General features: G+C 67.1%; 10 protein-coding genes and 1 tRNA gene. 8 read left to right on the forward strand and 3 right to left on the reverse strand.

Features of this window, described 5'->3' with window-relative positions:
- The first annotated feature begins 9 nt into the window (after positions 1-9).
- Positions 10-1560, forward strand: coding sequence for an amidase (locus tag AC6BOR_RS08790; protein WP_498058098.1), 1551 nt, complete (start codon positions 10-12; stop codon positions 1558-1560).
- 8 nt (positions 1561-1568) lie between these two features.
- Here the strand turns inward: AC6BOR_RS08790 and AC6BOR_RS08795 are convergent, their stop codons facing one another.
- Positions 1569-2033, reverse strand: a complete 465-nt coding sequence (locus tag AC6BOR_RS08795; protein ID WP_498058099.1) for a DUF2244 domain-containing protein — start codon at positions 2031-2033, stop codon at positions 1569-1571.
- Between the two features lie 90 nt (positions 2034-2123).
- On the opposite strand from AC6BOR_RS08795, the gene nth reads away from it, so the two are divergent.
- The 7 genes from nth (at position 2124) to AC6BOR_RS08830 (ending at position 8853) form a co-directional block, all read left to right on the forward strand.
- Entirely contained in the window at positions 2124-2765 is a 642-nt protein-coding gene (nth, locus tag AC6BOR_RS08800) for an endonuclease III (protein WP_498060633.1), read from the forward strand.
- Between the two features lie 55 nt (positions 2766-2820).
- Positions 2821-3183: a hypothetical protein gene (locus AC6BOR_RS08805; RefSeq protein WP_498058100.1), complete on the forward strand. Its 363-nt coding sequence runs from the start codon at positions 2821-2823 to the stop codon at positions 3181-3183.
- A gap of 46 nt (positions 3184-3229) precedes the next feature.
- Positions 3230-3306 (forward strand) — tRNA-Arg (locus AC6BOR_RS08810).
- Positions 3307-3607: 301 nt separating this feature from the next.
- A complete protein-coding gene (locus tag AC6BOR_RS08815; RefSeq protein ID WP_498060634.1) occupies positions 3608-4981 on the forward strand; it encodes an MFS transporter in 1374 nt (457 codons plus the stop codon).
- A 41-nt stretch (positions 4982-5022) separates the two neighbouring features.
- Positions 5023-5814, forward strand: coding sequence for a class I mannose-6-phosphate isomerase (locus AC6BOR_RS08820; protein WP_498058101.1), 792 nt, complete (start codon positions 5023-5025; stop codon positions 5812-5814).
- A gap of 49 nt (positions 5815-5863) precedes the next feature.
- Entirely contained in the window at positions 5864-7519 is a 1656-nt protein-coding gene (locus AC6BOR_RS08825) for a sulfatase family protein (protein WP_498058102.1), read from the forward strand.
- Positions 7520-7620: 101 nt separating this feature from the next.
- Positions 7621-8853 (forward strand): ROK family transcriptional regulator, encoded by a 1233-nt coding sequence (locus AC6BOR_RS08830; RefSeq protein WP_498058103.1) that lies wholly within the window; start codon positions 7621-7623, stop codon positions 8851-8853.
- 7 nt (positions 8854-8860) lie between these two features.
- Here AC6BOR_RS08830 and AC6BOR_RS08835 read toward each other — a convergent pair whose 3' ends face one another.
- Positions 8861-9787: an ROK family protein gene (locus AC6BOR_RS08835; protein ID WP_498058104.1), complete on the reverse strand. Its 927-nt coding sequence runs from the start codon at positions 9785-9787 to the stop codon at positions 8861-8863.
- A gap of 26 nt (positions 9788-9813) precedes the next feature.
- On the reverse strand, positions 9814-13239 hold the full coding sequence (locus tag AC6BOR_RS08840; protein WP_498058105.1) for a glycosyl hydrolase 2 galactose-binding domain-containing protein: 3426 nt from the start codon (positions 13237-13239) through the stop codon (positions 9814-9816).
- Positions 13240-13435: the final 196 nt, after the last annotated feature.

Here is a 13435-nt window from a genome sequence, read left to right on the forward strand (position 1 = left end):
GGATCATCGATGCGCACCACCCTGTTTGCCCTGCTGCTGGCCAGCACCACCCCGGCGCTGGCTGCGCCGACTGTCGGTGCTTCTGCCCCGGCGGTGGGCGTTGCCGAAGCCAACACCGCCGCCGCCATCACCCGCATCAAGGCGCTGAACCCGCGCCTCAACGCGGTGATCGCCATCGATCCCACCGCGCTGGATCAGGCAAAAGCGCTGGATGCCGCCAGGACGCGCGGGCCCCTGTTTGGCCTGCCGATCCTGGTGAAGGACAATGTCGACATGGCCGGCCCGCTGCCCACCACCGCCGGCAGCCTGGCCCTGAAGGACAATGTCACCGGCCGCGATGCGCCGTTCCTCGCCCGGCTGCGCGCTGCCGGCGCCGTGCTGCTGGGCAAGACCAACCTGTCGGAATGGGCCAATATCCGCGCCGATGCCTCGATCTCGGGCTGGAGCGCGGTGGGCGGGCAGACCCGCAACCCGCATGCCCTGTCGCGCAACACCTGCGGCTCCTCCTCCGGCAGTGGCGCGGCGGTCGCAGCCCAGATGGTCGATGCCGCGATCGGCACCGAAACCGATGGCAGCATCACCTGCCCGGCGGCGATGAACGGCATTGTCGGCATCAAGCCGACCGTTGGCCTCGTCAGCCGCACCCATGTCGTGCCGATCAGCCACAGCCAGGACACGGCGGGCCCGATGACGCGCGACGTGCGCACCGCCGCCCGGCTGCTCACCGCCATGGCCGGCAGCGACCCGGCCGATCCGGCGACGAAAGAGGCGGACGCGCGCAAGACCGATTACACCGCTGCGCTGAAGCCCGATGCCCTGAAGGGCGCGCGCATCGGCGTGCTGCGTTGGGCCACCGGCTGGCACGCCGGCGTCGATGCCCGCTTCGAAGCCGCGCTGGCCGTGCTGAAGGCGCAAGGCGCAACGCTGGTGGACATCACCACCGGCCCCAACCGGCGCGAGATCGGCCCCAACGAATTCCAGGTGCTGCTGACCGAACTGAAGGCCGATCTGGCGGCCTATCTCGCCAGCACGCCAGCCACGGTCAAAACCCGCACGCTGGCCGACGTGATTGCCTTCAACAAGGCCAATGCAGCCACCGAAATGGGTCTGTTCGGGCAGGACACGTTCGAAAAGGCCGAAGCCACCAAGGGCCTGACCGATCCCGCCTATCTGACGGCGCGCGAAACCTCGCTGAAGTTTGCCGGCAGGGAGGGGATCGACAAGATGCTGGCCGAGGCCAAGGTGGAGGTTCTGGTCGCCCCCACTGCCGCGCCGGCCTGGTTCATCGATCCGGTCAATGCCGATCAGGCGCCGGGCGGCAGTGCCGGCGGGCTGGCGGCGGTGGCAGGCTACCCGCACCTCACCGTGCCGATGGGCGGCGTGCGCGGGCTGCCGGTTGGCCTGTCGTTCATCGGCCCGGCGTGGAGCGAGGCACGGCTGCTCGCCCTGGGTTATGCCTTTGAACAGGCCGCCCCGGCCATGAAGCTGATCCCGGCCATGGTGCAGACGGTGGAAGAAAACGCCGAGGTGCAGGCGCTGTTTGCGCCGGCCAAACGCTGATCCTGACCCTAGCGGGCCTGGTTGCGCCAGCGCGCCAGCCCCTCGCGGATCAGCGCGCCCACCTCGCGCCGTTCGGGGGCCGACAGGAACTGGCCAACCCGCAGCCGCCTGCCCTGGCTGGCCAGGAACAGATGCGCATCGCCCAGCGGCGTCTCCTCGATCTGGACACGGGTGAAATAGGGCTCCAGCTCGGCCACCCTGGCCTCTCCCCACGGCGAGATGCGGGTGAAGGTGAACTGGCCATCATCGGCCAGCACCAGCCGTTCCCGCGCACCGCCCGACCGGTAACTGGCCCGCAAGGCCCAGGCCAGCAACGCCACATCGGCCACCATGAACGGGATCACCGGCCACAGGCCCAGGATCAGGAAGCGGATGGACCCGATCAGGAAAAACCCGCCCACCAGCACCAGCAACCACCGCGCCTGATCCCTGCGCAGCGAACGGTTGGGGGTGAGGGTGAGATCGAGAATCACGACGCCCGTTCTTTATGTCACAGCCACTTTACCCGCCACCGGCTTTGGTGGAAGCAAGGTCGCACCATGACCAAGCTTGCTCGCCGGCAGATGACGCCGCCCGAAATCCACGAGTTTTTCGCCCGGCTGTCGGCCGCCAACCCGGCGCCGGTGACGGAATTGGCCTATGGCAATGGCTACCAGCTGCTGGTGGCCGTCGTGCTGTCGGCCCAGGCCACCGATGTGGGGGTGAACAAGGCGACGCGACGCCTGTTCGAACTGGTCCACACCCCGGCCCAGATGCTGGAACTGGGCGAAGATGGGCTAAAGGCCCATATCCGCACCATCGGCCTGTTCAACAGCAAGGCCAAGAATGTCATCGCCCTGTCGCACCGGCTGGTGGCGGAATTTGGCGGCCAGGTGCCCGACAGCCGCGACGTGCTGGAAACCCTGCCCGGCGTTGGCCGCAAGACCGCCAATGTGGTGGTGAACGTGTTGTTTGGCCAGGAAACCTGTGCGGTCGATACCCATGTGTTCCGGCTGGCCAACCGCACCGGCCTCGCACCCGGCAAAACCCCGCTGGCGGTGGAAAACGGCATCATGAAACGGGTGAAGGCGCCGTGGCGGCGCGATGCCCATCATTGGCTGATCCTGCACGGCCGCTATGTCTGCACCGCCCGCAGCCCGAAATGCGGGGAGTGCGCGGTGGCCGATCTGTGCCAGTTCCGCGGCAAGGCGCTGGCGGCGGGCTGAATTCAGCACGGGTTCAGCCGCCGATCCGCAGCCTGCGCGGCGAAGGGAGTGACTGATGCGCCATCTGATCCTCACCCTGGCCCTGCTGGCCGTTCCCGCCAGCGCGGCGCCGCCGGAACCCGGCACCACCCGCTCCTGCCTGGCACTCGCGATGATCCGCAACAGCAAGGTGGTTGATGGCAAGACCATCGATTTCACCCTGCGCGATGGCAGCGTGTGGCGCAGCACCCTGCCCGGCGGCGAATGCCCGCAACTGGGCTTTGAACGTGCCTTTTCCTATGAAACCTCGATAAGCCAGCTGTGCAAGCAGGACATCATCACCGTGCTGCAGAACATGGGCGGCCTGATGCGCGGCGCCCGCTGCGGCCTGGGCGAATTCGTGGCGCAACCGCCGCCACCTGCCAAGGCCAAACGCTGATTCCCGCTGGCGCCCGCCCGCCACCCCTGCTAACAGCCCTGCCCACGCACCCGTAGCTCAGCTGGATAGAGCGCTGCCCTCCGAAGGCAGAGGTCACAGGTTCGAATCCTGTCGGGTGCGCCATCTTCCAAAAAATGCCGGATTCGCAGCCATCCTGCCATGTCAGGAGCTGGCCAGCGAAACGCGCGTGGCATCGGTGTCCGCGCGCAACGCGGGCGAACGCGCGGAGCATTTCCAGAAACGCGTCTCGCGGGCTGCAACGCGGCGGCAGGCTGGGCTGCTGCGATTGGAAAAACATATTCCGCAACATGATGGGATTTCGTGGCGGGGAACGCCCTTCCGCACGAAGGAGACGCCCTAACAATAACAAAAACATTTTTGCTTTACAGAATGAAATTCCCGGCTATCGTCCCATGTCGTGGCGATGGCCGACGTGCCTGCCGATCCGGCCGGCCCGCAGCATTGCCGTGGGGGATCGCGCATGGGCAGCAGCCAGTCGTCAGGCAATGTGCCGACCAGCCAAAGCGACAGTGGCGGCTTCGCCTTTGCCGCGGTCACCACCCTGTTTTTCGCCTGGGGCTTCATCACCTCGCTGATCGACCCGCTCGTTGCGGCCGTGAAGGGCATCTTCACCCTGTCCGACTTCGAGGCGCAGCTGAGCGCTTCGGCTTTCTTCATCGCCTATGGCGTGATGAGCCTGCCGGCTGCCGCCCTGCTGGCGCGCTGCCAGCCGGTTGCCACCGTGCTGATTGCCCTGGTCACGATGATCACCGGCTGCCTGATCATGCTGCTGGCGGCCAATGTCGCAGTTTATGGCCTGGTCCTGCTCGGCCTGTTCATCCTAGCCAGCGGGATCACCATCCTGCAGGTGGCGGCCAACCCGCTGGCCGCGGCGCTGGGCCGGCCCGAACGCAGCCACCTGCGCCTCACACTCAGCCAGGCGTTCAACAGCCTGGGCACCTTCATCGGGCCGTTCATCGGTGCATCGCTGTTTCTGGCCGGTGTCGAAATCGTCGAAGGCGAAGCGCTGAACCCGGCGGTGCGGGCAGCGGCGCTGGTGGGCATCGATGCCGCCTTCCTGTGGATCGCCGTGCTGATTGGCCTGTTGGCGCTGTTCATCTGGTTCGCCCGCGGCCTCATCGCTGCTGCCGCCGCCCGCAGTGCTGCTGCTCCGGCAGCGGTCTCCATTGGCGCGATGCTGGCCGACGTGGCCCGATCGCGCTGGGCATTGCTCGGGGGCGCGGCCATCTTCCTTTATGTGGGCGCCGAGGTTGCCATCGGCACGCAGATGGCGCTGTTCCTCAGCAGCCGCGACGTGCTGGACATCGGCCTTGAACAGGCCGGCAAGCTGGTCAGCCTCTACTGGGGCGGTGCCATGGTCGGGCGGCTGATCGGCTCCGTGCTGCTGGCCCGGCTGCCGGCGGCATGGCTGCTCGCCGGTTTTGCCGCTGCGGCCTGCGGGTTGTGCCTGTTCGTCGCCAGCGTTGGCGGGGCGGCTGCCGGTTATGCTGCGCTGGCCATCGGCCTGTTCAATTCGATCATGTTCCCGGTGATCTTCACCCTCACGCTGGAACGCTCGACGGCCAGCAAGGAGGCGACATCGGGCTTCCTGTGCTTTGCCATTGTCGGCGGGGCGGCGGTGCCGTTGCTGGCCGGCCTGGTGTCGGGCGCCACCAGCTATGCCACCGCCTTCCTGGTGCCGGCGCTCTGCTATGCCATGCTGCTGGCCTTTGGCGCCGCCGCCGCCCGCGCGCCGGTGCTGCGCAGCGGGCCGGTTGCCGTTGCGGCTGGCCATTGAGCGGGGAGGGCGCCGTGGCCATCCGCCAACTTGCCGGACACGTGGTCGAGAAGCTCTGGGGCCGGCGTGACGTGCCGCTGCAGCTGGCCGATGCCCGCCACACGGCCGAGCCGGTGGGTGAGGTGTGGTTTGCCGATGCGGCTGCGCCCGATCTGATGGTGAAATGGCTGTTCACCTCCGAAAAACTGTCGATCCAGGTGCATCCCGATGATGCGCTGGCACAGGCCAGTGGCCACAAACGCGGCAAGGAAGAGGCCTGGTATGTGATCTCGGCCGAGCCGGGGGCGGTGATCGGCGCCGGCTTTGCCGAAGCGCTGACCACGGACGAGCTGCACGCGGCCTCGCTGGATGGCCGGGTCGAGGCGCTGATGACCTGGCACCCGGCCGGGCCGGGCGATTTCTTTCATGTGCCGGCCGGCACCGTGCATGCCATCGGCGCCGGCCTGTCGCTGATCGAGATTCAGCAGAATGTCGATCTCACCTATCGCCTGTTCGATTATGGCCGGCCGCGGCCGCTGCAGCTTGATGAAGGGCTGGCGGCCGCCGTGGCAGCGCCCTTCGTGCCCGCCGCGCCCTTGCCGTCGGGCCCGGCCCGCACGCAACTGGTTGCCAGCCCGCGCTTTGCCATCGAACGGCTGGTGGGTGTGGCCGACCATCACGTGACCGCCAGCGCCGGGCACCCCGCCTGGCTGATCCCGGTGGCCGGCGATTGCCGGGCCGGTGACACGACGCTGCCGGCGTTCACGGTGTGGTTGGCTGATGCGGCGACCACCATCAACCTGGGGCCAGGGGGCTGCCTGCTGGTTGCACGGGCAGGGCCGCCGGCGCCATGATCAACCGCCCGCACGGCGGCAGCCGGACAGACATGAAGGTGAGGATGCCATGATCAAGACAGGCTTTCTGCGCGGCTCTGCCCTGGTGCTGGCGATGCTGGTTGCGGCTGCTGGCCCAATCGGCGCCGTCGCGGCCCAACAAGCGGCCAAGGCTGCACCGGCCAAGCCGGCCGAAGCGCCGCGCCGCCCGCCCAACTTCATCTTCATCCTGAATGATGACCAGCGCTATGATGCGATGGGCTTTCTCGACCCCGCGCTCCGCACGCCCAACATGGATCGCATGGCGCGCGAAGGCGTGCATTTCCCCAACGCCTTTGTCACCACGGCGCTGTGCAGCCCCAGCCGGGCGTCCATCCTGACCGGGCAATATATGCACAACCACGGCATCGCCGATAACAACATCAAGTTCCGGCCGGGCACCTTCTTCTTCCCGATGGCGCTGCAGGCGGCCGGCTATCGCACCGCCTTCATGGGCAAGTGGCACATGGGCGGGCACAGCGATGATCCCCAGCCCGGCTTTGATCGCTGGATCAGCTTCCGTGGCCAGGGCGAATATCTGCCCGATGATGGCAAGGGCGGCCCGCGCCACACGCTCAACATCGATGGCCAGCGGGTCGAACGGCAGGGCTATATCACGGATGAGCTCAACAACCATGCGCTGGCCTGGCTCAACAGCCAGACCGGCGACAAGCCCTTCTTCCTCTATCTCAGCCACAAGGCCGTGCACGCCGATTTCATTCCGGCCGAACGCCACCGCAACAGCCTGAGCCGTGATGACGTCAAGCTGCCGGCCAGCATGGCCAACACGCCGGAGAATTATGACGGCAAGCCGCGCTGGACGAAGGATCAGCGCAACAGCTGGCACGGGGTCGAATTTCCCTATCACTCCACCCTCGACGTCACCGATTACAAGCTGCGCTACAACCGCACCCTGATGGCGGTTGACGATGGCATCGGCGCCATCCTCGCCGCGCTGAAGAAGAAGAACATGCTGGACAACACCATCGTCGTGATGATGGGCGACAATGGCTTCCTGTTTGGCGAACATGGCATGATCGACAAGCGCAGCGCCTATGAGGAATCGATGCGCGTGCCGCTGATCGCCTTTGGTGGCGGCATCCCCAAGGGGCGGGTGGTGAACGAAATTGTCGCCAACATCGATCTGGCGCCGACCTTCCTGGCCCTGGCTGGCGCCCAGCCCCCTGCCGGCGTGCACTTTGACGGCATGAGCTATGCCGATCTCCTTATGGGCCGCAGCCCGGCCGCGCCCTGGCGCACCGCGCTCAATTACGAATATTATTGGGAATATAATTACCCGCAGACGCCCACCACCTTCGCGCTGCGCGGCGATCGTTACAAATATATCCAGTATCACGGCGTGTGGGACACCGAGGAGCTTTATGACCTCAAGGCCGATCCCAAGGAGATGCACAACCTGATCGCTGATCCGGCGCTGCGCCCGGTGATCCGCAAGATGCGCGCCGATCTGTTCGCGGGCCTTGATCCCGATCAGGGCCGCTCCAGCGTCACCTTCACCCAGCGGATGGACGAAGGCTCGGTGCTGCGCAACCGCAACGGTTCGAAACCGGGCGACTTCCCCACGCGCTGGCTGCGCGATGGCACGGAAACCGATCTGGGCAATGGCAACAAGGACAATGGCGCCAGGGGCACCGGTGCCAACACCAGCCCGCCGCACGGCCAGTAATCTGGCCCGGCCAGCCAGTTGCCGGGCGCAAATTGCGCTGGCGCGGCGGAGCGCCTAAGCTGAACGGCAGACGGCGGCTGCCAGATGGAGATGATCGCGCAATGACGACAACCGAACGCCAGCCGTCAACTGTTGGCATTTCGGCGCGCGACCGGGTCAATCTGCTCAGCAACGGCCTGTCGGGCACCAACCTGGAACGCGGCAGCTCGCACAATCTGCGCGTCACCTTGCAGGCGATCCGCCTCAACGCGCCGGTGACCAAGGTGGAACTGGCCGAAATCACCGGCCTGACCCCGCCATCGATCACCAACATCGCGCGCAAGCTGTTTGCCGATGGCCTGATCGTCGAAGCCGGCCGCCGCCGGGGGGAGCGCGGGCAGCCGGCGCTGAAGCTGGCCATCAACCCGGATGGCGCCTTTTCGATCGGCGTGAATGTCGACCGCGATCACATGACCATGGTGGCGCTGGATTTCCTCGGCGATCTGCGGCTGCGCATTGTCGAACCCGTGCAATTTCCCATGCCCGATCAGGTGCGCGATTTCGTCGGCCGCAATTTCGATGCGATGCGCGCTGGCGGCGAGATCGACATGAACCGCATCGCCGGCATCGGCCTTGCCATTCCCGATGATTTCGGCGGAGTTGACTTGCCCAACCGGCCGGCCGCCTTCGGCATTTGGGAAAGCACCGATCCCCGCCAGCTGCTGGGCAGCCATGGCCTTGATGTCATCACCGAAAATGATGCGACCGCGGCCGCCATCGGCGAATTGCAGTTCGGCCATGGCCGGGTGGCCCAGACCTTCTTCTATCTGCTGGTCAATGCTGGCCTCGGCGGCGGCCTCGTCATCGATGGCCATTCGGTCACCGGCGCATCGGGGCGCAGCGGCGAGGTGGGCTTCCTGCCGATTGCCCGCACCCGCCGCAATCCGGTGGTGCTGCAGGATATTGTCTCGCTGTCAGGCCTGGCCAGCCATCTTGCCGAAGCCGGCATCGCCGATCCCGGGCCGCTGGACCAGTTGAGCGGCGCTGCAGCCGTCGCAGCGGCCGACTGGATCGAAAAGGCTGCCGATCTGCTGACGGATCCGCTGATGGTGATCAATGCTGTCATCGATCCCGACGCCATCTTCATCGGCGGGCGGCTGCCGGCGGCGCTGGTTGATCAGCTGTGCGACCGGCTGGCGCTCAACATGCGCCATCGCGGGACCACATTGCCCGCCCGGGCGCCGATCCGCCGCGCGCAGCTGGCCGAAGATGCGGCGGCCATCGGTGCCGCCATCCTGCCCTTTGCCACGCGGTTCCTGCCCAACCGCACCGCGCTGATGAAGATCGAGGGCTGATCAGCCCTTACCCAAGCGCGGTGACCAGACTGGGGTGCGGCCGCGCAATCGGCACGGCCAGCGCGATCGGCCCCAGCGGCCCGGCCAGCGTGCCCAGGCCCGGCGGCACCACATAGAGCTCCAGCCGCTCCAGCTCGCGTGCGGTCAGATAGCCATTCAGGCTGGCGTGCAGGCCGCGCCGGATGATCGGAAACAGCTGCGGCTGGGCCGTGATGACGCCGCCGCCCAGGAAGATCTGGCGCGGCGTCGCGGTCAGCACGATGTTGTGCAGCATCTGCGCGATGGCATGGCCCACCAGCGACCAGATCGGATCATCGGTCGCAATCAGGCTGGCGCGCATGCCAGACCGCTGGATGATCGCCGGGCCGGCGGCAAGCCCTTCGACACAATCGCCATGATAGGGGCATGAGCCCGGCCAATTATCGCCTGCCACGCGCGGCACCCGCATATGGCCCAGTTCGGCGTGGCCAAAGCCGCTGATCGGTGCGCCGCCAACGATCAGACCCACACCAACGCCGGTGCCGATGGTGACATAGGCAAAATTGTCCAGCCCGGCAGCGGCACCCCACCGCATCTCGGCCAGGGCAGCGCCATTGACATCGGTGTCCAGCGCCACCGGCACATCCAGCCCGGCGCTCAATTCCTGGGCAACGGCAACGCCGCTCCAGCCCGGCTTGGGGGTCTGGCCGATATGCCCCCAGTGCGGCGAGGCGCGGTCGACATGGACCGGACCAAAGGCGGCAATGCCAAGCCCGCGAATGTCATGCCCATCATCGAACCAGCGGTGCAGCACCGCCCGGATGCGGGGCAGAGTGATGTCGGGCGCTTCAGTGTCAACACGCTCCTGGGCCAGGATGGCCCCATCGGCGGTGGCCAGCACGCACACGCACTTGGTGCCCCCCAGTTCCACGCCTGCCAGCAATGCGTCGGCCATCTTGTCCCCCTTTGGTGCGTGCGCCGTCATGGCATCACCGTCGATGCCGTTGCCCCGACATTCCAACCCTGCACCGCGATGCTCTGCGCCGCCGGGCCACCCATTGGCGACCGGATGGTGATCGTGCGCGTTTCGCCTGGCAGCAACGCAACATAATTGTCGCTGGCATAGGCCGGCAGCACGCGTTTGCCCGCAGCATCACGCGGAGACAGCCTGACCATCAGCGCCGGCTGGCGGCCGGGATTGTGCAACTGCACCTCGATCACCTGTTCATTGGCATCGGCCACACGCCGCGCCGTCACCGCGATCGTGGCCGGCGCCATTGCCGCCAGGGCGCGATAGGCGGCGGGATCCTGCGCCAGCCAATAGACATTCTCGCTGATCAGCCGGCCGTCGCTGGCCAGCAATGACAGGCGGGTGAGGACCACAGGCGCCGCGGCAAACAGCGCATCCGGCACAGCGGCACCAAGGCTGGCAACGGCATGGCCGGCAACGTTCACGGCAACGGTGCGATCCTCCAGGCTGGTGCCGTCCAGCGCCAGGGTTTGCACGCGCAGCGTTGCACCCGAAATCGGCTGGGCCAGGCTGTTGACCACGGCAAGGGCGCGATCCGGCAGGTTGATCTGCACATGCACCGGCTCCGAACCCTTTTTCGCACCGAAGAAGGCGGCGTGGGTGTCATAATCATGGCTGTAGATCTGCCAGGCCGTGCTGGGCCAGGCCGGCTGGGTCATCCACAGCAGCCGGCCGCTGTTGCGGGTGAACAGGCCGGCGTTCATGCCTTCGAAGATGGCGCGGTGCGATTCATAGTTCAGCAGCTGTGCCTTGGCCTCGAAATCGGCGAGATCGCGCGGTGGGCCCAGCCGGTTGGCCATCGCCTTGTTGAAGCTGGCGACATCGCCGGCCTTGCCCTGGTGCCAGTCGTGATAGGCCCAGCTGTCGCTCACCGGCCACTGGTCGGCCGCCGGCATCATCGCCTGGAACGCCTCCAGCGTGGGGAAGGACGGCGTGCCGACCTCGGTGGAAAAGCCGCGCCCGATGCGGGTGAAATAGGCTTCGGGCGGCTGATAATTCCACGGGCCGCTGCCAGCCATGTTGATCTCGCGCGAGTTGGGCAGATAGGCGCGCGTGCCATCCAGGTTGCGCACCAGCCGGTCGAGGCCGAGGTTCAGTACCGGCGGCGGCACGCCTTCGTTGCGGCCGATCCACAGCGCGATCGAAGGATGGTGCTGAAACCGGCTGATGCTGTCGGCGGCATTGGCCAGGAACAAGGCGCTGTCGCCGGGTTCGGCGTTGTGATCCTGGGTCGACAGCCAGAAATCGTTCAGCACCAGCAGGCCATATTCATCGGCCAGATCGAAGAAAAGCGGCGCGCTGCTCTGCCCCATCCAGTTGCGGATGGTGTTCACATTGGCTTCCCGGTGCAGCCGGAAATAAGGCTCCATGCGCTCGCGCGAGACGCGCTTCAGCCAATCATCCATCCCCCAGTTGCCGCCGCGCACGGCGATGGGCACGCCGTTCACCTTGATCAGCAGGTGCGGGGCCAGTGTCGTGTCGGCCACGCTGGTCAGCGCCGGCGACCCGGCCGGCGCCCGCGCCAGTGACACGGCCCAGCCGCCGGTCACCTTGCGGATGCCCTCGTGCGCGACATCGATCAGCGCCTCACCGGGGCTGCGCGCCGGGGCCAGCGCAACCCGCTGCATCTCTTCGTTCGCATCGACCGCCGACAGTTCATAGCTGATCTCCCGGATGCCGAAGCGGATCGACCGGCTGTCGCTGACCAGATCACCCACCTTGGCAACCAGCGTCAGGTCCTGCAGCGCCGCTGCGCCATAGCCGTTGGGCCACCACAGCTGCGGATTGCGCACGCGCAGCGCTGCATGCCGGGCCGGCGTGAAGCGGACGCTGCTGGTCGCCCCCGGCGCGACGCGGGCCGTTTCCCGCAAGATGGCGCCGGCCACGCGGGCCTCCACCACGACATCCTGTTCGGTCACGCCGTCATTGCTGACGGGCACCGAAATGGTCAATTCGGCCACGCTGTTGTCCGGCAGGGGCAGCACCGTGGTCACATGGGGATCGCCCAGCCGGGCATCGCCGGTCGCCTGCAACAGCACGTCCTGCCAGATGCCGGTATTGCGATCCCTGACGCTGGGGATCCAGTCCCAGCCCTGAGCCGCGCCAAAGGTCGGGCCGTCGATCATCATCGCCCCGCCATTCTGGCCGGGCCCGGCGGCAAGCGATTCCTCGTGGGGGCGATCAGGATGCGGCGGCGGCGAGACCCGTACAGCCACCGCCAGGCGGCTGGCAGACTGGAACCGCGCCGGCAGCTCAAAGCGCCCACGGATGAAGGCGCCTTCGCTGCGGCCCAGCCGTTCGCCATTCACCCAGATTTCGCCAGCATAGTTGATGCCCTGGAATTCCAGCGCAAGCCGGGCGCGGCCCGGGCTGGCGGGGCGGTCAAACTCGGTCCGATACCAGTAATCCTGCTTGTTAAGTTTCTCAGGAATCAGCAGATTGTTGAGGCCGTGGGCCGGATCGGGATAGACTCCATTGGCAACATAGCTGGTGAGCACCGTGCCCGGCACGACGGCCGGCAGCCAGCCTGCGGGATTGAAACCGGGCTGCGCCAGGGCGGCCGGGGCGGCCTTCATGTCGGGGGCCGCCACGAATTGCCAGCCGCCCACGCGCCAGCGGCCGTCGCCGGCTGCCACCAGCGGCGCGGTGTTCGCGGGTGTCATCGGGCGGGGCGGCGGTGCGGCGGCAGCGCGGCTGACCGGCAAGGTCGCCGGGTCCTGCGGGGCCGTCAGCCCCACCGTCTGCTTTGTCTGCAATGGCCAGCTCGGGCTGCCGCTGTCAAAATCAATCAGCTGCTCGTCCGGTTTGCTGCTTGCGAGGTGCAGCGCAGCCGCCGATTCGCCTTGCCACATCAGTAGATTGGCAACCGCGCCGCGAAACACGGGCTTGCCGGGCAGGCGCGGGGCCAGCACCAGCGCCATCGGTGTGGCGGTGGCGGCCAGGCCGAGGGGCCTCGCCGGCTTGTCGCCTGCACGGAGGGACAATTGACCCTGGGTAAGCGACAGGCTGATCAGCTGCCAGTCCCCCGGATTGCCGGTCAGCGGCACGGCGGTGCGAGCCGGGCCCGACACGGCGTACAGGGCGCCGCCCTCCAGCCCGAGTTCGACCAGGCTGTTGCCCTTGTCGTCCACCAGGGCCGCCACCGGACGGGCGGCCTGCATCGCTGACGGTGCGTCGAGCTTGATCCAGCCCATGAGAGTCCAGCCCGGCGACGGGGTGAGCGGTGAGGTCAGATCCCGCCGGATGGCGGTGCCTGCGGCCGGGAAGACGGCGTTGACCGGGCCGACGAGAATCGGACTGGCCGGGCGGGACGCGCTCGCGGCTGGCTGGGCTGAGGCCATGCCGGCCGGCAGGGCAAGGCCCAGGAGCACAATCATGCAGGGCAGCGCCGGATACGGCCGGGCCATAGATTGTCACTCCCCCCTTGGCGCGTGGAGTCGCGCCTAATTACAAAAGCCATTTTATTTATATGCGGAGGTGCTGGTCAAGCGCTTATCCATCCAAACCTGCGGTTGCGGGGCGATGGCGCCTTGGGAGGCGGCATTTCCGCGCAATTTCAGGCGGTTCGTGCGG

The organism is Sandarakinorhabdus sp. FBCC-B8862 (assembly GCF_059745315.1).

What these genes read in the sequence shown, in the direction of transcription:
- AC6BOR_RS08790 (WP_498058098.1), top strand. Translation starts at nt 10, where the DNA reads ATGCGCACCACCCTGTTTGCCCTGCTGCTGGCCAGCACCACCCCGGCG.
- nth (WP_498060633.1), top strand. Translation starts at nt 2,124, where the DNA reads ATGACGCCGCCCGAAATCCACGAGTTTTTCGCCCGGCTGTCGGCCGCC.
- AC6BOR_RS08805 (WP_498058100.1), top strand. Translation starts at nt 2,821, where the DNA reads ATGCGCCATCTGATCCTCACCCTGGCCCTGCTGGCCGTTCCCGCCAGC.
- AC6BOR_RS08815 (WP_498060634.1), top strand. Translation starts at nt 3,608, where the DNA reads ATGGCCGACGTGCCTGCCGATCCGGCCGGCCCGCAGCATTGCCGTGGG.
- AC6BOR_RS08825 (WP_498058102.1), top strand. Translation starts at nt 5,864, where the DNA reads ATGATCAAGACAGGCTTTCTGCGCGGCTCTGCCCTGGTGCTGGCGATG.
- AC6BOR_RS08830 (WP_498058103.1), top strand. Translation starts at nt 7,621, where the DNA reads ATGACGACAACCGAACGCCAGCCGTCAACTGTTGGCATTTCGGCGCGC.
- AC6BOR_RS08835 (WP_498058104.1), bottom strand. Translation starts at nt 9,787, where the DNA reads ATGGCCGACGCATTGCTGGCAGGCGTGGAACTGGGGGGCACCAAGTGC.
- AC6BOR_RS08840 (WP_498058105.1), bottom strand. Translation starts at nt 13,239, where the DNA reads ATGATTGTGCTCCTGGGCCTTGCCCTGCCGGCCGGCATGGCCTCAGCC.